Below are 22,808 nucleotides of genomic sequence, written 5' to 3' on the forward strand. Positions count from 1 at the left end.
CGGCCGCCGTATCGGACTCGAGCATTTTGAATCTCGATGCTGCGCGGCGCGGATCGTTCGAACCGTACGGATTCGCACGGGTTCTCGCATTCGATTGTCACGGACTCACCCTCTAGGATAGGAATCGCACGAGGTCAGGCATGTACACTACCGACTACAAGAGCTTTCTCATCGTTCCCGATTCGTTCAAAGGCACGATGAGCGCGATCGACGTCTGCCGCATCATGGAGGAGACGCTGCACGAGCGCTTTCCCGAGGCGAAGATCAAAAGCATCCCCGTAGCGGATGGCGGCGAAGGATCGGTCGACGCGTTCCTCGCCGCCATGCCGGGCATCAAGCGCACCTGTGTCTGCTCCGGTCCGTACGGAGAGCGAATCGAGGGATATTACGGGCTTCTCGAAGACGGCACGGCGGTCATAGAGATGGCCGCCGCGGCCGGCCTGCCGCTCGTCGGAGATGACCGCCGCGTCGAAGCGACCACCACCTACGGCGTGGGAGAGCTGCTCGTGGACGCCATCGACGCAGGTGCGACCCGTGTCATCATGGGACTGGGCGGGAGCGCCACCAACGACGGCGCCTGCGGCATGGCCGCAGCCTGCGGCGTGCGGTTCCTCAACGAGGACGGCGAGACGTTCGTGCCGGTCGGCGGAACGCTCGCGGACATCGCGCGCATCGATACGACGGGGCTTGACGAGCGCGTGCGCGAGATTCCCATCGTCACGATGTGCGACATCGACAATCCGCTATGCGGGCCGACGGGTGCCGCGGCGATCTTCGCTCCGCAGAAGGGCGCGAGCCCCGCGCAGGTTGACATGCTCGACGCGGGGCTCGCCCATCTTGAAGAGCTGTTCAAGCGCGATCTGGGAATCGACGTCGTAGAACTTCCCGGCGGGGGTGCGGCCGGCGGCATGGGCGCGGGCATGGCGGCGTTCTTCGGATCGCCCTTGCAGATGGGCATCCAGACGGTGCTCGACACCGCTCGGTTCGACGAACTTGTTCAAGAAGCGGACCTGGTATTTTCCGGCGAAGGGTGCTTCGACGGGCAGTCTCTGCACGGCAAGGTCGTCGTCGGCGTTGCCGGACGCTGCAAGGCGGCGAACAAGCCGCTCGTCGCCGTGGCGGGCGTCATCGACGACACCGTGGTCCCCGCCGCGCAGGAGCTCGGCATCGCGCATCTGTGCTGCATCAACCGCACGGGCATGCCGCTTGAGTTTTGCCTGCGCCACCCGCGATCGAACCTCGCGCACACGATGGGACTTCTGACGGAGCTGCTCGCCCAGACGCCCGAGGCCGAGATTCCCGCTCGAATCCATCTATAGGAACGGCAGGTGCGCGGCGGCGCATCATGCGGGGTCGCGCACCTGCATCTAGACAGCGGATGGACGTGTGCAATGTCGCCAGGACGGGGAATGTGCGTCGAACGGGGATATGCATCGGCGGTGTAGAAACGGCGTGCATGCGACATCGCACTTAGACGGGGACATGCGAAGCGCATCGCAGCGTCTGCGTCTAGACAACGGGTGCGCGGCGACGCAGCGTCCATGCCTGGATAGTAGGCGCGATGTACCGTACCTCGAATGTTGTCTGCAATCGCAACCGCAGCTGGTTGCGATCGCAGCCGCAGCTGTCAGAAATTCAATGCTTTGCGAAAAATCGCGTCTCTTTCTCGCGCAACTGTCAAAATAATTAAGCTTAGGGGGTATCCGAAGCGACCGGGAAATCCAATTGGCTTCCGCGCTCATCGCCTCAATATCGAAACACCAGTTCGCTGTCATGCGGCAACATCAGTTCGCAAAACACATCGCAACAATGACATGCAAAATGCCACTAAGCACCGATTTTCTGGCAATACGAGGGACGAAGCGACAAAACGGCAGACACCGCCCACGTCGCGTTTCCCAACTATATTCCGTCGAGATGCTTGAGCCGGCAACTTCCTCAAAGCGACACTCGGAAGCCGCCGGCCGCTTACATCCCGAAACCGTCCGCCTCAACCCCTCCGCACGATCCAACACGCCGCCGAACGACGCACGCATTATGGACCCCCGACGCAACGGCCCAGCCGTATAGGCGGCCGAAAGATCTCCGTGCATCTCCCGTGCCCATGAGGCATGCCATCGGCCAAACTCGAAGGCGGCCGAAAGACGGCCGGCATAGGGACCGGGGCTGCCGGCGTATAGATCAGACCACCGCCTTCGCAGCGTTCTCGCCGGAGAAGCGACCGGATGTATACGCCCAGTTAAGACCGCATCCGCCCGCGGGATACTCGTCATAGATGAAGGTGCCGGAGCAGACTTCGCCCGCTGAATACAGGTTCGGAATGGGCACGCCGTCGGTATCGAGAACCTGGAAGTCGGTATTCACGCGATAGCCGCCGAAGCTGCCGTGGCTCGTCACGCTCATCGTGAGGACGTAGAACGGAGCCTGCGTGATGGGCAGGAGATTCTCGGCCTTCTTGCCGAACTCGGTGTCTTCGCCGGCCTCGGCCATGGCGTTGTAGGCGTCGAGGGTCGCCTGGACCGTGGCGCCATCGAGACCGAGCTTCTCCGCCGCTTCGGCGACGGTGTCGCCTTGGGCGAACATGCCCTTCTCCATGCCGATCTTGAAATCGTTCGCAGGCACGCCTTCCAGCTTGTCGACCATGGCCTGGTCGTAGACCGCATAGAACTTCGTGCCGTCGAACTTCGCGACCTTGTAGAAGATGTCGTGCGTTTGCCCGGCCTCGTTCTCGAAGCGTTTGCCGTCGGGTGCGACCCATAGGGCCTTCTTGTCGATGAGCTTCGATTGGCCCGCCGCCGCGGGGCACCACAGGATGCCGTTCACGCCGCCGTGGCCGATGTAGTCCGCGCCGATATCCAGACCCATCCTCAGACCCTCGCCCGTGCTGCCGACGCCGACCTCGGTCGAGATCGAAGCGAAATCGGGCATGTATTCGGAAATCATCTCGTGGTTGCGGCAGAACCCGCCGGTCGCGACGATGACGCTCTTCGCGTTATAGCGGATGGCCTCCCCGATGTTCGTGCGCGCGATGACGCCGGAAACCGAGCCGTCGTCTTCGACGATAAGGGATTCGCCGGCGACGCCGTATTTCACCTCGGCACCCTGATCCAGCGCCCATTCATGCACGGCGGACAGCGCGTCCATGCCGCTGTTCAGGCAGCGCGCCTGACGCGGAACGGTATCGGAACCCTTGAGCAGCGGCTTTTCCTGAAAAGGAACGTTCAGATCCTCGGCAAGCCAATCGATGGTCTCGCCGAAGTGATAGGCGCAGAATTCCTGGACATCGTAATCGAGCTTGTCGCCGTTGCGCCTCATGAAGTACTCGAGGAGCGACTCGGGCGTGTCGTCGGTGATGCCGTAATTCCTTTGAATGACGCTGTTCGCGCCATAGAAGCCGCCGAGGCAGATGGAACTCGACCCGGCAAGCCAGTCCTTCTTCTCGAGCAGAATGGTCTTCGCGCCCGCCTCGGCCGCCTTGCCGGCTGCGGACATGCCCGCCCCGCCGCCGCCGAGCACGACGACATCGTAGTCGAAGCTCTTCTTCGCCTCGGACGTCGCTGCGGATTCGGGCGCGCATCCGAAGAGTCCGCCCATAGCAGCGACCGCCATGCTTCCTGCCATAAGACCCGCGAACCGGCGACGCGATATCGTCATGCCCTCTCCTGCCATCTTCGAACCTCCCCTTTCGGTCGGGCCGCACGAGCGACCCCGTCTTCTTGCTGAACCGCACGCGCAGCACATAGCGAGGCGCTGATGCCTCGACTTGACCGGGCCGACCCGCACTCGGTCGGATCCGATCGCGCAGGCGCAGCCGAGGTGCCGAAGGTGACATCGAAGGTTCCAACGGCCGCTGAGCCGAGTGCGCGCGACGTGCGTTGCCTGAAGGCATCCTATGGCCCCGCACGCATACCGAGAAAGCCACTAAAGGTGTGAATAACCAGCGATTTCCGCAAAGCTCACACTAAAGGTGTGAAGCGGTGGACGCAGCACGGGTGCGAATCGTACAATCTGACGATGCGTGGAAGAGGGGGATGCATGACCGACGATATCGATGCGCGGAACCGGGCGCATGCATGGAAGGCGCCGTGGGCGACGCCGTTTTTCGCACCGTTCCTCGGCCTTGCCGCGACGCGCGTCTGGATGCAATGCACGTTCTTCGGCGCGTATGCGCAGAGCGATGCAGGCACGCTCACGATCGTCAATCAGCTGTTCTACGGCCTTGCCATGCTCATCGGCGCGCTTATCGCCTTGAAGCACCATGCGATGCCGGAAGCGCGGCGCGCCGTCTCGTTCGCGGGAACCTTCCTCATGACGGTCGGGTCGATCCTCATCCTTCTGGGCTCGTCTTCTTCGAACATGGGCATCCTCCTGGCCGCGTGCATCCTCGCCGGCATCGGCGGAGCGCTCGGAGGCGCCATGTGGATCGAAGCCTACATCAGGCTCGACCTGAGACGTTGCATTCTCTACGCTTTTCTCTCGCTTGCTCTGGGATCGTTCGGCGGACTCGTCTTGAGCTTCGCGCCCGTCACCACGATGCTTGCCGCAGGCATGCTCATGCCCGCCCTTTCGCTCCTCTGCCACCAGCGCGCCGTGCGCATCGACATCGGAACCCCGCCGAAGCCGAAACCCGTCTTCGACGCCGAGCCGATTTCGACGGCGCTCATCATCGTCGGAGGGCTCGCCGCATTCGGCTTCGCCCTCGGCGTCGCCCGAGGTTTTCCCCTCGGCCAGCCCGTGCAGCTGGACGTCCCCGAACGTATGGTCCATCAGCTCGGCGTCATCGCCGTCAGCCTCTTCATCATCTGGTGGTCGCTCGTGAAGAATCGGCGGCTCGGATTCTCGTTTCTCTGGCGCATCGAAATCACCTTGGTCGCGTTCGGCACGTTGGCGCTGTCGCTTTTTCCCGACGACGCCCTTCCGCTCGCCGTCGCCGTCATCAACGCGGCCGATACGCTCATGCTCGGCATCATGTGGGTCACGCTTCAGGACGTCGCACGGCACACGAGCCGCGATGCATACGTTATATACGGGCTGGCCTGGGCCGCACGTGTCCTTGCACGCGATGCGGCTCGCGTGCTCCTCGTCTTCGTGGCATCGATGGGCGCGGCCGCCTACGCCGCGAGCGCCATCGTCGGCGCCATGTCCTTCGCACTGGCGCTCAGCATGGTCATGCTGCTGACGAGCGAGATACCGCGCACGCGTCCGCTGCTCACGTGGGACGACGAGGTGCCGGCCTCCCCTGCTTTGCCGTCCGGACGGAAGGAGGATCGGAATCCTGCAGTCGACAATGCCCTCGACGCGTCGGATGGCTCTCTCGAGCGCACCGAAGCATGGCTGCGCGAGCATTTCGGGCTTTCGAAGCGGGAAGCCCAGGTCGCCGCGCTCATCGCGATGGGACGCAGCAAGATCTACATAGCCGAACACCTGTTCATAGCGGACAATACCGTGCGCACGCATGCGAAGAACGCCTATGCGAAGCTCGGCGTGCATTCCAACCAGGAACTCATCGACCTTATAGAGCAGCAGGAAGCTCGGATGCGCTGACCAGACAGCAGCCCGGCAATCAACCTATCCTGAAAGCGGCATGCCGTCGAAAGAACCGGGGCCCGTCGCGTGCAACGGGCCCCGAAATCTCGAACGTATCCGCGGCAGGCCCGCGTCATGCACGACGCGTCCGACCGCGCTCATCAGATCTGATCTGTTTGCGCATCGCGCAATCGCGCACAATACATCTGTCCTCGAGGCGCGGACTTACCCGCGCATCTTCCTCCTAGCCGCAGCGATGCAGGCGATCGATGCAACCGACACACCTGCGAGCGCAAACGTCATCGCACCCAGATCGTCGCCCGTCGCAGGAATCTTGGAAATCCGCGGCTTCTTGGGCTGCTCCTTCGCCGGCGGCTTCGTCGGTTCCTTCACGTTGGTGATCGTGAAGCCCTCCGAAGCGCTGCCCGCAATGCGTGCCTTATATCCCTTCGGCACATCGACCTCGGCGACGGTGTATTCCACGGCTGAGCCGTCTTTCATGACAGGAAGCCCGGTCCATGTATATGCCCAGTTCGAATCGCTGTTCAAAACGACGGGATCCCCATATGCCTCGCCATTCGCGTAGAGCTGCACCTTGACGGATGCCGGACGCGATCCATCCTTGTTATCGGCGTCGTCCCACACCTTCTTCACCGAAACCGACGTGGACTTCGCATCGGGCGTGTTCGTGATCGTGAAAGCGATCTCGGTTTCGCTCACCTCTTCGCTCGTCACCTTCGCGGTCCAGCCTTCGACCGCCTCATCTTCCTCGATGCTGACATCCGCATTCAGAGGAAGGCCCTCGAAGGTATGCGTCCATCCGGAATCCTTGGTGAGCTCGACGCTTTCGATGCGTTTGCCGTCGATCAAGAGCCAGACTTTGATCGAACCGGGAATGGCCGCATCGGGATTCGCAGAGGTGTCCCAGACCTTCTTGACGACGACCTTCTTGGTGTAAACATTGACTTTGCCGAGCGTCGAAGCGCCGTTCGAGCCGATGCCGCCGCCCCGGGCAGCCGAGTTGTTCGTGATGGTCAGCTTCGCCTTGGACTGGGCCAGGTCGATCGCCGCCGGGGTCGGCGTCGCCTTGAGCGCGAAGATGTCGGTGCTCTCTGAGATGCCGGAAACCGGAACGTTGCTGCTCGACGCAGGATCGTAGCGCGGAGCATCGGGGTCGGGCTCGCCCAAGACGTGCGGCACGAGGATTCCGCCGTCCTTATACCAGTTGGCCGCGCCGCCGCCGAGCATGCGGTCGGAAATGGTCGTGGTGGCTTCTTCGCCCGCCATGCGGACGGCGGCCACGTCGTCCGCAGCGCCTTGGGCGTCGTTGCCGTAGACGGCTGCGCCGTTATTCACGGAGAAGGCCGCCTTGCCCGTCGGGCAGAACCAGGCGCCGCCGCCGATGACGCTTGCGTGATTGCTCGTCACGACGACGTCGTAGGCATTGAGCACGTACGGAACGGACCCGACATACGCGCCGCCGCCCTGGCGGTCGGCCGTATTTCCGTCAATCAGACCGGCATTGAGCGTGACCAGGGAGGAAGCGGAATACACGCCGCCGCCGCACCCGCCGTCGCCGGCCGCGCCGCCGCCTTCGGCCTTATTGCCGGTAATGGAGCCGCCGTTCATCGTGAACGCGGCAGGATAGAATTCAGGCCATTTGCTGAATACCGCTTCGTAATACTGACCCGTTGCGCTTGAGTACGGCACCTTCCCGAAGAATGTCACGAAGTTATCGAAGGCAGCGATGCCGCCGCCCATACCGGAAGCCTTATTGTTCGAGATGACGCCGTCGTTCATATCGAACGTGCTGCCGTTTTCCACGTAGACGCCGCCACCGCCGCCGGGAATGAAATCGCCGCTCGCAGATACGACGCCCGTGGCTTCATTGCCGGTGATCGTGCCGCCGTTCATCGTGAAGTACGCCTTCGAGCGGAAGTCGCGATAGTTGGGGCTGCCGCCGTACACGTACACGCCGCCGCCGAAGGGCGACTTGCAATTCGATATCGTGCCGCCGTTCATCGTGAAACGAGACGTCACACCGGTATCGGTGTTGTTCTCGCATGCGAAGACGAGGACGCCTCCCGAGGTTTGCAGCTGATGCCCTGCATCTCCGCCGGTGATCGTGCCGCCGTCCATCGTGAACGTGGAAGCGTTCACGAGCACCGAAGACGACAGCTGGTTCTGCACTGCCGTGGATTCGACCGTGCCGCCGTTCATGAAGCCGACAGCGCCTTTATCCAGGCAAACCGCACCCTGTCCGGAATACAGCGCGGTCGTGTTCGAAATGGTTCCCCCGTTCATCGTGAACGTGGCATCGGCGCCCTTGGAATACACGCCGCCGCCGTTGCTCGCGTGATCGCGCTTTCCGTTCTTAAGATCGCCGTCCTCGAGCGTGAACGATCCTTCGTTCGTCACGTAATACGCCTTGCCGTCACCATCGAGCACGAGCCCGCCGTCGATGGAAAGCGTTGCACCGGATTCGACTTTGACCAAGTAATTGATGGAACTCGTCGCGGCGATGAGGGAGCCTGACCCCCCGCCGGCGACCGTGAGCCTGATATTCTTCCCCGACGGCACGACGACCTGCGTCGCCGCGGATATATCGCCCGAGACGGCAACGTCCGTCTGCTCCCCGTCGGGCGCAGCGGCGATGGCAGCCTGGATCTCTTCGATGCTCGTCGCGTCGTCGGCGAACGCAAGGCCGCCGGGAATGCAGATGGCGAGCGCCGCAAGCGCGAGCGCCCAGCCGCACAACCTCTTGGATATCATGGATCCCTCTCCCCTGAACCGTCGCGCTGACGGTGCCCTGCCGCCCGCCGTACGCGATTTCCCCGCACACGCGCCAACACGATGGGTATGGCGATGTGTAGCTCAGGTTAGCTCTCTATATACCAGATGAGATAGGGCGTACGCTATATATATTCTTCTTAGTCGATGCATTTTATCGCTTTATGCGCGGGCGTAAGGATTTCGGAGTAAAGCCTTGCGACGCATGCATGACCTAAAGGCGTCGCGCGAGAGGCTGCGCAAGCTGGACATCGCTGCATCCAGCGCCCTCGTCTATGCCTTGACGCCGCCGCGTCCGCCTTTACCCTCGATGAGATCGAGAAGCTCTTGGCGCGAATGGACGCCGAGCTTCTGATAGATGTGCTTGATATGGGTCTTGACAGTGTTGTAGGAAAGCACAAGCTCCTGTTCAATGAACTTTCCGTCGCGCCCGCGCGCAAGCTGGCCCAGAATCTCGAGCTCGCGCGTCGTGAGCCCATATGCTCGAGCAAGCACTTCGCACCTCTCATCCAGATAGCCGCCCATACGCTCGATTCCCGCGTCTTCCACTTCTTCGATGCCTTCGATGGCGCGACCGAAGCTGAAATCGCGGAACCCGATCCAAAGAAACGCAACGAATGCCATGATGAACGCTGCGACAGCCGCTTGAGCAATGAATGGATCGCTGGCCAGGACGCCATTCACCCAATGGCCGCCCGCAGCGCCGAAGGTGATGCCGACTCCCGCCGCGATGCGCACGCCAGCGAGAACCGGCAGGGCGGCGAACACGTTACGTCTACCGATGGAATAGATGACGAGCCAGGTCAACATCGTGAACACATCGTGGCCGACGCGCAGAAGGATGTTAGGAGTCGTCGCATCGCGACCGAATGCGAGCGGCGCGATCAGGCAACCTGCCAGGACGAAGAGAACCACCATCGTGAAAAGCGCGTCATCCACAGAACGCCTCGGCCTGACCGTACCCGTCTTCTTGAATGTCTCCAGCACCACCGCGCCCACGATGATGAGAGAAAGGACCAGGCTATCGGACACCGTGACGAGCGGCGAATCGTTCACCTCGTTGAATGTGAGCCCGAAGCCCGTGGCCACGCCTATAAGAAGCATGCAGAGAAGCAGGCCCGCCACGGACCGCGTGCCGCCGAAGGTGTCGACTCCTAAGGCGCTTGCGATCGATGCTTGGCGGATACGCGTGAAATACGGCTCGCTATCAGGGTAGAGCAGGATGATGGGGATAGCCGCGGTCAGCGCAAGCGCGCACGATGCGACGTATGGTCCCGATTGGAACGCGGGTGCCGCAGAAAACCCAAGGCTTGAAGCTGCGACACCGATGCCGACGAGAACGACCACGATGCGCGCATCGGAAAAGCGCAGGACGGCAATGGCGAATACCACGATGGCCCACGCAGACGACACGGATCGCAAGAGCATGCCCGCAAGGACGAGAAGTATGCTCTGAGATGAAACCGCGAAACCGAGCAAGGGAACGACGACTGCGGCCATTACGAGTGCGATCTGGGAAAAACGGCGCGCATCGATGTGGGACGGCCGGCGCGTCGCAAGAACGCCCAGCAGAAGGAATGCAAGCGCCGTCATGAGGGTCGAAATCTCGCGTCCAATGCCGAAGAAGCCTGCGAGTTCGGGATAGACGGTTCCGTTCACGATAACGCCGGAAAGCTGCAGAAGCACGATGGATGCGACGAAACGGGTCGCGACGCCTGCGCGCGTTCCTCCGAAAGCGAAGGCGCGCGTGCGCGCATCGGGCGAGGTCACATCGAGCATTGGATCGGGTTTGATCGACGATGCGGAGAAATCCTTATCGGTTGACGCAGAGCGCGACGCTTGCCGAGACACGTTTCCCCCTCTTCTTCCTTCGAATCCAGCTTCTAGGATAGTCGAGCATCATGCCTGATGGAAGCATCTACCCCGCGAAATACCCCATCGTGGGTGAGCGGTTCTCGCGGCGAGTTCCGCACAAGAGGCCCCATCGGGGGTGATGCGGCAGCGAAACATGCGCCCTATCCTCGGGCGCATCGCGGGACGGCGAAGGAATCGTCTCGGGAATGAACGTCGTAGGAGGGATATACATGAACGAATCCAAGGGAATGTCGCGTCGCAACTTCCTAGCCGGCGCCGGCGCCGCAAGCGCCCTCGGAGCGCTTGCGCTCGCAGGCTGCGCGCCGAAGACGGTCGACGAAACCGCCGAGAAGGCCGTGGCGGCCGGCGGTGCTGCGCAGAACGCAGCCGGCAGCGACTGGCTGGGCGAGGCTCCCGAGATCGGCGATATCGCCGAGACAAAGGAAACCGATATCTTGGTCGTCGGCGCGGGTATGTCCGGCATCATGGCCGGCGCGACCTTGGCCGAGCTCGGCGCGAAGTACATCATCGTCGATAAGGCGCCCGACGCCGCAGCGGCCCACTTCGACATCGGCGCAATCCATTCCCGCTATCAGATCGAACAGGGCATCGACTTCAGCGAGGGCCGTTGGCTCAATGAATGGGCGCGCTACGCCTCCTTCAAGAACGACCAGTCCGTCGCCCGCACCTGGGTCGAGAACTCCGGCGCAACCGTGGAATGGATCGCCGACACCTACGAGAAGCACTTCGGCGAAGCCTCCGAAGTCGTCGTCGATGTGGAGAACGGCGGAGACGGCCAAGCGGGCGGCACCCTGTACTTCATTCCCCCTGAGTGCCACCACATCTCCAATCCCGGTTTCGTGGATGATCGCGGCCGCACCGACCATGTGAAGGCCATGACCCAGGTCATCGTCAACGACGGCGGCGAGGTGCTGTACAATTACGACCTCCAGAAGCTCGTCCAGGGCGACGACGGCGCGGTGGCCGGCGCCATCTTCAGCACGCCGGACGGGAACATCCAGATCAACGCTGCGAAGGGCGTCATCCTGGCTACCGGCGGCTACCCGGCCAACCCCGACATGCTCAAGGCACGCGATCCCGAGGCCGTCCGCTGCGTCACCTCGCTCAACTACAACCAGAACAACACCGGCGCCGGCATCAAGGCGGCGCTCTGGGCAGGCGCCGATATGGACGCCGTGGGCGCCACGATGGTCTTCGACCGCGGCGTCGTCGCCCCCGGCGTGGACGCAGGCATGGACGAGACCGGTGCGTGGGCAACGAACGGCCAATTCAACCTCGGTTCTCAGCCCTTTTTGAAGGTCGACCGCAACGGAGAGCGCATCGCGAACGAATCCGCGAACTACGATGCGATCCCCTTCGCCTCCGCGCAGCATCCCGGCGGCGTATGGTGCCAGGTCTTCGATGTGAACGCACCTGACGACGTGCAGAGGTTCCAAACCCAAGGATGCTCGGCCATGACCTGGAAAATGCAGCTCAAGGACAAGACCGTCGACGAGGCCTATGACGAGAAATATCTGAGCAAGGGCCTCATGATGAAGGCCGACACGCTCGACGAGCTTGCCGACAAGCTGGGCTTCACGGGCGATGCCAAGACCACCTTCCTCGCCACCGTCGACGCCTACAACGCCCTGTACGACGCCGGCGAAGATACGCAGTTCGGCAAGGAAGCCTATCGCCTCTCCGCCATCCGCGAGGCCCCGTTCTACGGCGCGTGGTTCGGCGGCAGCCTGCTGACCACCCTCGACGGCGTGCGCATCAACAAGCACACGCAGGTTCTGGGCAAGGACGGCCGACCGATCAAGGGACTGCATGCCGTCGGCACCACGTCGGGCAGCTACTACGCGGGCAACTACCCCGTGTATCTGGTCGGCAACTGCCTGGGCCGCCAGGTCACCTTCGGCCGCTACGCCGCCCGCTTCCTGGCAGGAGACATCGCGTAAGGATTGACCTATCCCGCCGCATCCACCCCTCCTTCAAGATGCGGCATACAACGAGGCAGCCCCTGGAAGCTTGCGCGACCAGAGGCTGCCTCGTTTTGCAAGTCATGGCCGTCGATCGTATCGACATACGCACGTGCCGGCTTCGAAGATGCTTCGTCCCATCTGAGGACGCGCGTTCGTTCATCCGAAGCCGCGCATATCCGATGTCCGAAGCCATGCTCTGCTTCGACGAGCGTCTATGCGCTCGCCTTCACGAAGGCCGTGATGGCGTCGCTCGCGTACTGCGCCGTACCCTCTCCGAACTTGTCGATATTCGCCTTGAAGCGCGGATCGGCCGCATACCCCTTGCCGATATGCCCGAACACCTCGATCGAACAATCGAACGAATAGGTCCTCAGCACGTTCAAGAGACGCTGCGCGATGGCGATGTTCTCCGCAGCGTCAGGCGCGATCCCCTGCTCCAGATTGCGCGCGAACGCGAAGAACACGTCGTTGAACGCATCGGTCGCCTCGTCTTCCTTTCCTTTCTGCCGCGCGATGCCGGCATCGATGACGTCGTTGCCGTAGCGCTTTCGCGCCTCGTTCTCATATTCCTTGCTGTCGTTCCAAGTCAAACCCTTGAACTTCTCTTCTGCGGTCATGATCGGCCCGCCTTTCTCCTCTTCGATGCTTCTCTTCAGCGTTCGCACAAGCTCTTCCATGCGCCGTTGCTCCTGTTCGATCAGCTGCAATTGACGCTCGAGCAGCGATATCCTGTCGATATCGCCCTGCATGAGCCCGGCGATCTCCTTCAGAGAAAACCCTAGATACTTGTAGAAAAGGATGCTCTGCAGAGTCTTGAGGTCCGCATCGTCATAGATGCGGTACCCGTTGTCGAGCTTGCGCGGCGAAAGCAGGCCGATTCGGTCGTAGTGGTGAAGCGTCCGGACGGACACCTTCGCGATGTCCGCTACTTCCTTGATCGAATGGCCCATGCGCAACCTCCTGTCCTTTCCTGCAGAAACAGGTATACCCCCTGACGTAACGTCAGGGTCAACCGGGAATTCGAAAAAATTTTTCAGTCTTTCGCATGACTCGACGAGAAGCGCATATGGAGCTTCAGCGCGAGATACGCGATGCCCATGACCGCATACGTCACCGATGTCGCCACATACGTGGGAAATTCCGAGGCATCGGTTCCAACGTAAACCGCATGCCCCATCCCGAGCAGGATGCCCTGCGCGACAAGCAGCGCCATGAACGGATACGCGAGCCTCTGCACCTTCTTCCAGGTTGCAGGCCTCATCTTCTTCCGTACGGCTTTGAACGACGTGATCCAGGGCACGAGAAAGCAGACGAGCAGCGGCGCGCCGATCACCGTGCAGGCCAAAAGCATGTACGGCGCCGCATCGCCCCAGATATAGCCCCAATAAAAGGTGAGCGACAGAGGCACCATGAACACGACCTTGACAACGTGCGCGCAGATGACGATGCCGCCGATGACGCTGAGCTCGGAACGCGCAGCCAGAAGCCTGCGCACGGCCTGCCAGCGCTTGGGCAATGCACCGATGAACATGACGACGAGGTAGAAGGCGACGCCCGTATAGCAGCTTGCGAACAGGTCCACGACGGTCTTGAACGCCGGATTCGCATCCATCGCAGGCAGGAAGCTCGCGAGCGAGAATGCCAGGAAGCCGAGATAGAACGCGCCTGCATGCTTCCTCATATACGGTGCGAGCACGAGCGAGAACACGATGACGAGGACAAGCGCCTGCAGAATGTTGGGAACGACGGCGGGAACGAAGGGAATCATGCGCACCTCCACATGCGTTGCCCGGATGCGGGCGAAAAGAGCTGACGGAACTGCCGCACTCGCAAGAAGGACGGCACATCGCGCAAGCCTACTCCGAGGACGAGCGCATGACTGTTGGAATCACAACGTATGAAGGCGATTGCACGGCCTTCGAACCGCCTGACGACATCGTCTCGAACCCAGTCGCTCCCTGAATCCCGAACGCCCCTCAATCCCCTCCCATAAGGCGAAAAGCAGACACCGTCATGAAACCGGGAAGCCCTCCTGCCCATCCGTTTCCTTAAGGGGGATGGATTCGGCGAGCGCCAGGAGCTGCTGGCGTGAATTCAAGTCGAGGCGCCCGTATATATGGCGGACATGCGTCTTGACCGTATTCTCTGAAACGCTGAGCGCATCGGCTATGCGCGCGTTGCTGTAGTTCTGCAGAAGCAGCTCGAGGACTTCCCTTTCGCGCCTTGAAAGCTGCGGGAAACGCGCCGCTATGACCTCGGCACGAGCTCGCGCAAGAGCAGCCTCGTCTATCACAGGGCCCGCGATCACATGCTCCACGACATGCTCGACCGTCTCCCTTTTACGCATGGACACGACGAACATGAGGAAGATGAAATATATGGCGAACAGCGCGGTCAGCGCGATAGCCGCCGTATCCAGGCCGAATGCATTGCGAACGACGCCGCCGACGAGAATGCCCAGCAAGGTGACGCCCGACGAGGCGCCGAGCAGAAGCGCAAGGTAGCGACGGGCGCCGATGGACGCGTTCCGCGCGCGCAGCGCCATGGCAACCAGGACGAAGGAAAAGAAGAGCGAGGCCTGCGCCAGAACGATGCCTATCCTGACAAGCCGCGAAGCATCCGATAGAGGCAGAAGCACGAGCGCGGTCGCCAAAAGAAGCGGATTCGCAAGCGAAAGGTACGTCATCGCCCCGAACCGACGCATAAGGCCGAGCACAGCGAAGGATACGAGCGCCGCCGCTCCCATGATGAGCGCCTGACTGCGCAGCAGCTCATCCGACGGCAAGGCGTCGAAATCGAAGCCGAGGATTCCCATGAAGAACGCGAATCCCAACATGCAGAAACACACGACCTGGAAAAGCGACCCTTGTTGAAAATCGGATTCTCCCTCGGCTTTCTCGAACAGTGCATCGTCGCTCAGGGCATGCCGTAAGGCGACGGCCGAGACGAGAGGAAGAATGCACAGGACGGCTCGCGCCGGCATCGCGGGCAGAACGCCCATCATGCCGAACATGCATGCAGCAATGAAAAAAGACGCGGATCCCCCGATGAAAAGATCGGAAAGAGACACACGCGTCACGACGGGCATCCAGGAACCGAGCAAGGCCGTCAAGCCTGCACCGCAGAGAGCTCCGTACGACACGCACGGCATCGTTTCGTCTCCGAAGAGCATGAGCCCTACCCCTCCGACGGTCATGAGCAACGACCCGCTTGCGAGAGGCCATACGGAAAGCCGGTCGTCATCCGAGGCATTTCCGCCCTTCCGCTCGAGGATGGCGATCGCGAGACATGAAACCGCCATCGCGATCAGCGCGGACAGCCAGGCTGCATCCGAACGCGGCTGAGAGAGGAGAGGGATGCCGAGCGACACGAATCCGAACGCCTTCATCCTGAAGACGAGACCGTTCCACACCACGATCGAAGCCATTGCGAAAGACAAGGCAAGAGAGCGGCCGAGCAGGCCTTTCGAAGCCTTTTCTTTGGCGCATGCAACGATCGACGACGGCACGGGAATCCTTTCACGTATACACGAGAAATCGATGAGAGCCATTGTAGTGCATGCGAGAGACGCCGCATGCATGCGGCCGAAACCGTATTCCGCGCGCATTCTCGCCATGCGCATGATGGGGCACCCCTCTCTCTCTTTCTCTCTCGCACGGCGAAAAATCGAGCGGAATGCTGTTCCCTTCCCCTAATCCTCTCATCATTCTCGGGTGATTTCTTCTCATCTGCGGCTTTTCCTCACCGCATGATGATTCGCATCGACCGGCCGAACGCTATCGTGCAGCGGTGAACGGACGCATCCGGCGTCCGCGAATAGGGAGGAAGAACATGATGAAACGTGAGAAGGGCACGGCCTTCGATATGGATCGCCGCGGATTCCTGAAAGTCGCTGCCGGCATCGGCGCGACGGCAGCCGCAGCCGCAGCGCTTCCCGGATGCGCTCCTGCGGAAAACGCTTCGAAATCGACGCAAGGAGCCGCTGCTGCCGGCGCTTCAACCGCCGGCACGCCCTCGTGGCTCGGCGAGGCGCCCGAAATCGACGAGGCTTCCATCGTCGACACCATCGAAACCGATATCGTCATCGTCGGCGGAGGCAACGCGGGCACCATGTGCGCTACCGCCGCCACCGAAGCGGGTGCGAAGGTCGCCGTCCTCGAAGCCCAGGACCAGAAGACGATGACCTACTACGGCCTGCATGACATCGCGAACCTCAACTCGCACTATCTGCTCGATCACGGCATCGAGCCCGTGAAGGTCAGCGAGTTCGTAGCGGAATACCAGCGCCGCAACCGCAATAAGACCAATCCGAGGCTCGTGAAGCAGTACGCCGAGAACTCCGGAGAAATGCTCGACTGGATCGTCGAGCGCGCACCCCAGAACGTCGTGGATGCCCTCGTGATCGAAAACGAGCCCGGAAGCTACGTGGGAGACGACTACTTCGACGAAGGCGCCGAGATCAACGGCTACAAATGCTATCGCGGGTGCGTCCAGGTGAACTTCCAGGACACGGCGCCGGTGCTCATCGAGGCCGCCGAAGCCGCCGGATCGAAATGGTACTGGCAGCACACGGGCGTCAAGCTCATCACCGAAGAGACGACCGAATCCGTCAAGACAACCGTGTTCGACAAGGACAGCAACACGATATCGGAGCAGATGGTAGACACCCCCTGCACGAAGGTGACCGCCGTTATCGCCCAGGACGCCGACGGCGCCTACCACAAGTTCGTCGGAACGAAAGGCATCGTGCTCGCCTGCGGCGATTACGGCGGAAACCACGACATGTACTACGCCCTCCAGGACGAGCGCCGCGCCCTGTACGAGTCGCATGGGCTTAATGTCGACGAGATGAAGTGCAAAGTGTTCGGCCGCGACGGTAGCGGCATCAAGATGGGCATGTGGGCAGGCGGCTCCATCGACCCGTCTCCCCATTGCCTCGTCTCGCCCCAGGTCATCTTCGACAGCGAAGATTTCCCCACCAACGTGCTTCGCTGGGGCGCCGGATTCAAGGTGACGGCCGACCGCCTCGCCGCAGGCGCAGGCGGCGCGAGCCAGAATCCCTGGGGCGCTCCGTTCGTCTGCCTCGACATGAACGGCAAGCGCTTCACCGACGAGGCGTTCCTCGGTATCTTCGGAACGCTCGACCAGGTCGAGCGTCGCAAGCCGGGCCGCTACTTCTACTTCTTCGACAACAAGTGGAAGAAGATGATGTCGAAGATGCCGCCTGAGCATTTCTCCCAGCCGATCGGCATCGCCGACGCCACCGACTACGACAAGCTCTTCCAATCCTGGGTCGACCGAGGCGCCGAAGGCGCGGAAACCGAAGACGGCGGCACGGTGTGCGCCTGGGGTGCGAACTCTCTTGACGAACTGCTTGGATACATGGGCTTCGACGACGCCATGAAGAAAAGCGTCACAAAGTCGATCGACCAGTACAACGCATACTGCGCCCAGGGCGAGGACGAAGACTTCGGGCGCGACCCCAAGCTGCTCCTCGACGTGAGCGAACCTCCGTTCTTCGGCATGTACAGCGTCGAAGAGAAGCCCATGCTCGGCACGGTTGCCCTGAACGGACTGGTCATCGATGACGACCAGCGCGTGCTTGACAAGAACTACAACCCTATCCTCGGGCTGTACGCATCGGGCAACAACAGCGGCGGCCGCTTCGCCGTGCAGTACTCGACCGCGATTTCCGGTCTGACCCTCGGCATGGCCATGACGCTCGGCCGCGTGCTCGGCAAGGCTCTGGCGAAGAAGTAGCTTTCTGCCGTCGCGGCTTCATCCCTTGCTCGTGCTCGAAATCCGAATGCAATGCGGCAACCGATCGTCTCAGCCGGCCGGCTCGGCAGACGACCATGCTAGAATCAATCGCATTCAGCGAACGAAGATCGTTCCCCGCCGCCGAAGCCGGACGCACGGCGCAAAGGACGAAAGCGGAGCGGGAGGCGCGCGATCGCGCATTCCCGCTTTCGGGCACACGGTTCAAGGAGAAGGCGTTGCGAAATCATGCCTGCGATGCGCCGCGCATGCGCGGCGCGAGGCTTCTCAGCATGTTCGGGCTTGCATGCTACATCGCCTGGAGCTTCCTGTTCTGGAACGGCCCCCTGCTCATGATAGGTCCCTGGGATGCTGCAGGCGCGAGCGTCGCGTTCGTGGTTCAAGGCATAGCGACGGTCGTCGCATCCGTCTTGATCGCGGGAATCGCCCTTCGCTCGCCCAGCGCTTTCCTCCGTTTCGCCGCATTCGCCCTGTTCTGCGGGCTTTCGATCGCCGCCGTCGTTCTGCTCGCGCTTTCGCGCGGCGACGAGTCGGTCCAGCAGCTCTCCATCGCATTCGCTCTCAGCGGAGCGGGAAGCACGTTGAGGCTCCTATGGGAAGAACGCATCAGCCTGGGCGGCGTGAGGACGGTGGCGCTCACCGTGGCGGCCGCCTACGTGCTCGGCTACGTGCTCTTCGTCGCATGCGCGCTGCTCGCAAGCGAAGCCGTCATCGCAGCCGCCATCGTGCTTTCGATTGCCGGGATGCTCTCGTTCCTTGCAGCCGATTCGATACCGAAAAGAAGCAAGGGCGACGGTGGCCAGGCGAAGCCTTCCGGAAAAGAGGCCGGCCCCGATGCCGTGCAGCGCAGCGCTCTGGGTTCGACCACGCACGGCGATGCGAACGCGAGCGGGGTTCTCGGGCGGAACGGCCGCGCAAGCGCGTTCTTTGCGCGGGATATCGGCACGAGCCCGGTCGCAACCCGACCTCCATCGCTCAAAGAGCTTGCAAAGCAGCTCCCCGCGACGCACCTCGTCATCGTCGCCCTCGCCTTCTTCGGATACGGAGCCATGCGCACAACAGGCGTGATCGGCGGATACGCGGCAGGCGGCGTTCTATCCTCGGCATTATCCGCCGGCGTGCCCGCGCTTGCGAGCCTCGTCGCCGTGCTCCTCGCCTACTGCCTGCATCAAAAGAACGCCTCCCTCACCTTCTATGTCGCATTTCCCCTCATGGTCATTGCCGCGCTCATTCCCCCGGAGCTCGATCCGTTCTCGGGGGGCGCCGCGTTCTGCATCGCGCTCGTCGGATCGGAGACGATCAAGTACGTGGTGTGGTTCATGCTGGTGCGCTCATTCGCGCAGGATCAGGTATCCGCCCTGTTCATCCTGGCCATGCTGCGTTGCGCCCAATGGCTCGGCAGCGTGGCCGGGCAATCCGCATCCCTGGTCGCGCCTACCGGCCAGACGCTCAGCATCGTGGTGCTCCTCGCGCTCATGATGGCGTTGCTCCTCGCCGTAGGGCTCCCTTCCCGAGGATTCTTCTCAACTCCGGAAGCTTCCGTGCAAGACCGGGCGAAACCACGCGACCACGTCGCGCTCGCCGTCAGGCGCTACGGACTCACGCCGCGCGAGGCCGAGATCCTCGGCTACTGGGCCGGCGGCTATTCCAGCCCCTACATAGAAAAGAAGCTCTTCATCTCGAAGAGCACGGTGAAGACCCATCTGGGGCATATCTACGAGAAGACGAAGACATCGAACCGCCAATCGTTGCTCGAGCTTCTCGAGAGCTTGGAATAGAGCCTGAAAAAATCCCGTCTTCATGCGGAGGGGTGGAACAAGACCTAAAAACCCGCCTTCACGCGGGAGGGGATCGCATGAAGGCGGGCGAGGCGGCCGATCCGGCTCGACCGATGCCGAGCACGCACGCGCAGGAACGGCTGCAGCATACGCCGCGCATGGAGGAGGGGTTGCGACAGCCATGCGCGGCAGGATGTCTTATTTCGAAACGGCCTCGCCGGCACGGCGGCCGAAGACGAACGCATCGGCGATCGAACACGAGCCGAGACGGTTGTCGCCCATCTTATGGCCGGCCACTTCGCCGATCGCCATCAAGCCGGAGATGGGTTCGCCTGCGTCGTCGAGCACCTGAGCCTGCGGATTGATGTGCAGGCCGCCCATGGTGTAATGGACCGAGGGCTTGAAGACGATCACGTAGTAAGGGCCTTCGTTGATCGGATTGAGGGTCCCGCGGTAGTTGAAGTCGTCGTCCTTGCCGGCGGCGCAGTAGCCGTTCCAGGTATCGATGGTCTTCTGAAGCTCGGCCGCGTCGATGCTGAAGGGCTTGCAAGCTTCCTCGAGCGTGTCTCCCCTGACCATCTTCTCGCGCGCCAGGAGGTTTTCGACCTCGCTCTTATTCGCATTGAACACGCCGGTCTTGTCGACCTGTTCCTGCGTGAAGACCATATAGCCGACGCCGTCGGTCTGCTGCGTCGTAGCCTCGGAGATGACGTCGCGGCGCTCGAGCTCCTCGACGTAGCGCTTGCCTTCCTTGTTGACGCAGATGGCGTTCTGGTTGAGGCGCATATTGCCTGTGTACAGAAGACCGCCGGTCTCGACATCGCAGGTCGGATACGTCTGGATGTACTGCATGTCGATGAGATTCGCGCCGATCGCCTCGGCCATCGAGATGCCGTCGCCCGTCGCGCCCACGCTGTCGGTGGACAGGATGTTCTCGTCCATCTTGGGGTTGTATTTCACGCGCATCTCGACATTCGAGCCGAAGCCGCCGGTCGCCAGGATCACATGCTTCGCTTTGAACGTATACGGATCGCCGGATAGCGTGTGCGTCGCCTTGACGCCGGTCACGGCGCCGCCTTCGACGACGAGCTCTTCGGCCTTCATATTGCGCACGATGGTCAGCCCGTCGACCTCCTTGCAGCGCTTGTCGAGCTTCACGATGATCTCGCTGCCCTCCTGGCCGTACGGCACGAGGGAGCGAGCAACGGAGTGCCCGCCGAAGAACTGCTGGTACGGCTGCCATGCCACGTCGGCCTCGAAGGTGAGCCATTCCATGGCGTCGTAGGCGCCCTCGGCGATGACCTGCACGAGCTCGGGATCGCCGATGTTGTCGCCGCCCACGAGCATGTCTTCGGCCAGCTTTTCGACGCTATCCTCGATGCCGTCGCGGCGCTGGAAATAGTTATTCGGAACGGAAATGGCGCCGCCCGAAAGAATGGTATCGCCGCCCGTGATGCCGAGCTTCTCGATCATGACGACCGACGATCCGTTGCGGGCCGCCGTCAGCGCTGCGGCATATCCGGCGCCGCCGGCGCCCACCACGACGACATCGACATCGGTCGGAATGCTGTCGGGCAGGGCAGGCACGGCTTTGGCACGCGCCTTCCATTCGTCGGCGTCTTCGCCCGCCTGCTTGAGCGCATCAGCGGTAGCCAAGATGAATGCGCGGCTCGAAAGCGTCGCGCCCGAGACGGCATCTACGTTGAGCGTCTGATTGTCCACGATAAGACTGCTGAGCACATCGATGGCCTCGGTGCCGACACCGGCGGATTCTTGCGATTTCAAGACGTTGATATGCAGAAGCTTGCCATCTTCGAGCACGCATTCGACGTTCAGCTCGCCGCCTTTGCCCGTCGACGAGCCCGATCCTGCGATCTGGCCGCTCTGCGGGATCTTGGCCGCGCCGCCGTCCGACGCGCACGCGCCCAGAAACAGGCTTGCGCCTCCGGCCGCCGCGATCATGCTCCCTGAAAGAAAGCTTCTCCGAGATAGCTTCGCCATCGTTTCCTCCTCTATCCCTTTTTCAGCCGGTCCCTTGCCGGCACTTGGGGACAGATTGGCGCGCAGGCGACGCGGAGGCTATCGCAGCGCAGGTCGGATTCGCAGGAAAACGGCATCCCCCCAGAGGGAGGATATTGATGCGATTCGCCACGAACGACCCGACACCTGGAATGCGGCAACACGGCCATCCAGCGCGCGGCCCAAACGACGAAGCCGACATGATAGGATGCGTGGCTCGACGGAATCAGTCCCCTATCTCGCGTTCCCAGTCGATATCGGTCGGACGGCCGAAGGTGTCTTCCCCAGGAGTCCAGGCGCACTTCGCCATATCGACGTGCGTATCATCGAGAAAGGGTACGCCCTCCTGCTCGAGCAGGCGTTTTTGCACCTCGGGACCGCCGAAGACATACGAATCGCAGATCGCGCCGTCTTTGAAGACGACGCGGTGGCAGGGATAGATATCCGGATCAGGATTGTTACGCATAGCGTAACCCACGAAGCGGGACTTGCGAGGCTCGCCGATCGCACGCGCGACAGCGCCGTAGGACATGACGCGTCCGCGCGGAATGCGTCGCACGATGTCGAATGCCTTGTCGGAGAATGCGCCCATGGCAGCATTATAGAGGTTTCGGGTGTAAGGGCCTCAGTGCCTCCTGCATGCTCCTCCAGGAGGTCTTGGGTCTTGGGTATTGGGTATCGGGTCTTCGGTTTTGGGTCTTCGGTTTTGGGTCTTCGGTTTTGGGTCTTCGGTTTTGGGTCTTCGGTTTTGGGTCTTCGGTTTTGGGTCTTCACCTTCCGCTTTTAGCTCCCGGTCTTCGGTCTTCGCTCTCCGTTCTTCGCTCTCCGGCCTTCGCTCTTCGCTCTTCATTCTCCAGTCTCCGGTCTTCGCCCTTCGCTTTTAGTTCTTCGGTCTTCGCTCTTCACGCGAAGGCATTCATGAGAGTCCCGCGAGGACGAATGCGAAAACCAATTGAACCCTCCTTGTAAGCCCAATCGGACCCTTCTGACAAAATATCTACGCTTAGTGGCATTTTGCAAGTCGCCTTCCATGAAAGAGGCCATGACGAGCTCACTATATAGTGTTATTACGTCTTGA

Annotated in this window: 13 protein-coding genes; 5 read left to right on the forward strand and 8 right to left on the reverse strand. The window is 61.8% G+C overall.

Translation table 11 applies throughout. From position 1 onward, the window contains the following. Window positions 1–140 precede the first annotated feature (140 nt). Window positions 141–1,319, forward strand: a complete 1,179-nt coding sequence (locus HMPREF0762_RS06440) for a glycerate kinase family protein (protein ID WP_006362735.1) — start codon at window positions 141–143, stop codon at window positions 1,317–1,319. An 862-nt stretch (window positions 1,320–2,181) separates the two neighbouring features. On the opposite strand, the gene HMPREF0762_RS06445 is transcribed toward HMPREF0762_RS06440, so the two are convergent. Then, window positions 2,182–3,654: an FAD-dependent oxidoreductase gene (locus tag HMPREF0762_RS06445; protein ID WP_245935537.1), complete on the reverse strand. Its 1,473-nt coding sequence runs from the start codon at window positions 3,652–3,654 to the stop codon at window positions 2,182–2,184. A gap of 381 nt (window positions 3,655–4,035) precedes the next feature. On the opposite strand from HMPREF0762_RS06445, the gene HMPREF0762_RS06450 reads away from it, so the two are divergent. Next, entirely contained in the window at window positions 4,036–5,544 is a 1,509-nt protein-coding gene (locus tag HMPREF0762_RS06450; RefSeq protein WP_006362738.1) for a helix-turn-helix transcriptional regulator, read from the forward strand. A 207-nt stretch (window positions 5,545–5,751) separates the two neighbouring features. On the opposite strand, the gene HMPREF0762_RS06455 is transcribed toward HMPREF0762_RS06450, so the two are convergent. Both HMPREF0762_RS06455 and HMPREF0762_RS06460 read right to left on the reverse strand, forming a co-directional pair. Beyond that, entirely contained in the window at window positions 5,752–8,298 is a 2,547-nt protein-coding gene (locus HMPREF0762_RS06455) for a Cna B-type domain-containing protein (protein ID WP_006362739.1), read from the reverse strand. A 291-nt stretch (window positions 8,299–8,589) separates the two neighbouring features. Continuing rightward, complete coding sequence (locus HMPREF0762_RS06460) at window positions 8,590–10,167, reverse strand: helix-turn-helix transcriptional regulator (protein ID WP_147286826.1); 1,578 nt, start codon at window positions 10,165–10,167, stop codon at window positions 8,590–8,592. Window positions 10,168–10,376: 209 nt separating this feature from the next. Here HMPREF0762_RS06460 and HMPREF0762_RS06465 point away from each other — a divergent pair, with 209 nt between their 5' ends. Continuing rightward, a complete protein-coding gene (locus HMPREF0762_RS06465) occupies window positions 10,377–12,131 on the forward strand; it encodes an FAD-dependent oxidoreductase (protein WP_006362744.1) in 1,755 nt (584 codons plus the stop codon). A gap of 236 nt (window positions 12,132–12,367) precedes the next feature. Here the strand turns inward: HMPREF0762_RS06465 and HMPREF0762_RS06470 are convergent, their stop codons facing one another. From HMPREF0762_RS06470 to HMPREF0762_RS06480, 3 genes are all read right to left on the reverse strand, one after another. Beyond that, complete coding sequence (locus HMPREF0762_RS06470; RefSeq protein ID WP_006362745.1) at window positions 12,368–13,105, reverse strand: MerR family transcriptional regulator; 738 nt, start codon at window positions 13,103–13,105, stop codon at window positions 12,368–12,370. A gap of 83 nt (window positions 13,106–13,188) precedes the next feature. Further along, on the reverse strand, window positions 13,189–13,923 hold the full coding sequence (locus HMPREF0762_RS06475) for a membrane protein (protein ID WP_006362746.1): 735 nt from the start codon (window positions 13,921–13,923) through the stop codon (window positions 13,189–13,191). Between the two features lie 243 nt (window positions 13,924–14,166). Beyond that, window positions 14,167–15,663 (reverse strand): helix-turn-helix transcriptional regulator, encoded by a 1,497-nt coding sequence (locus HMPREF0762_RS06480; RefSeq protein ID WP_160150969.1) that lies wholly within the window; start codon window positions 15,661–15,663, stop codon window positions 14,167–14,169. A 323-nt stretch (window positions 15,664–15,986) separates the two neighbouring features. Here HMPREF0762_RS06480 and HMPREF0762_RS06485 point away from each other — a divergent pair, with 323 nt between their 5' ends. Next, window positions 15,987–17,915, forward strand: a complete 1,929-nt coding sequence (locus tag HMPREF0762_RS06485) for an FAD-binding protein (protein ID WP_006362750.1) — start codon at window positions 15,987–15,989, stop codon at window positions 17,913–17,915. A gap of 236 nt (window positions 17,916–18,151) precedes the next feature. Beyond that, window positions 18,152–19,711, forward strand: a complete 1,560-nt coding sequence (locus HMPREF0762_RS06490; RefSeq protein ID WP_245935536.1) for a helix-turn-helix transcriptional regulator — start codon at window positions 18,152–18,154, stop codon at window positions 19,709–19,711. 198 nt (window positions 19,712–19,909) lie between these two features. On the opposite strand, the gene HMPREF0762_RS06495 is transcribed toward HMPREF0762_RS06490, so the two are convergent. Together HMPREF0762_RS06495 and HMPREF0762_RS06500 are read right to left on the reverse strand one after the other, a co-directional pair. After that, window positions 19,910–21,712, reverse strand: a complete 1,803-nt coding sequence (locus HMPREF0762_RS06495) for a flavocytochrome c (protein WP_040619368.1) — start codon at window positions 21,710–21,712, stop codon at window positions 19,910–19,912. A gap of 244 nt (window positions 21,713–21,956) precedes the next feature. Continuing rightward, entirely contained in the window at window positions 21,957–22,322 is a 366-nt protein-coding gene (locus HMPREF0762_RS06500; protein WP_006362754.1) for an MGMT family protein, read from the reverse strand. Window positions 22,323–22,808: the final 486 nt, after the last annotated feature.

The organism is Slackia exigua ATCC 700122 (assembly GCF_000162875.1).
Taxonomy (GTDB): Bacteria; Actinomycetota; Coriobacteriia; order Coriobacteriales; family Eggerthellaceae; genus Slackia; species Slackia exigua.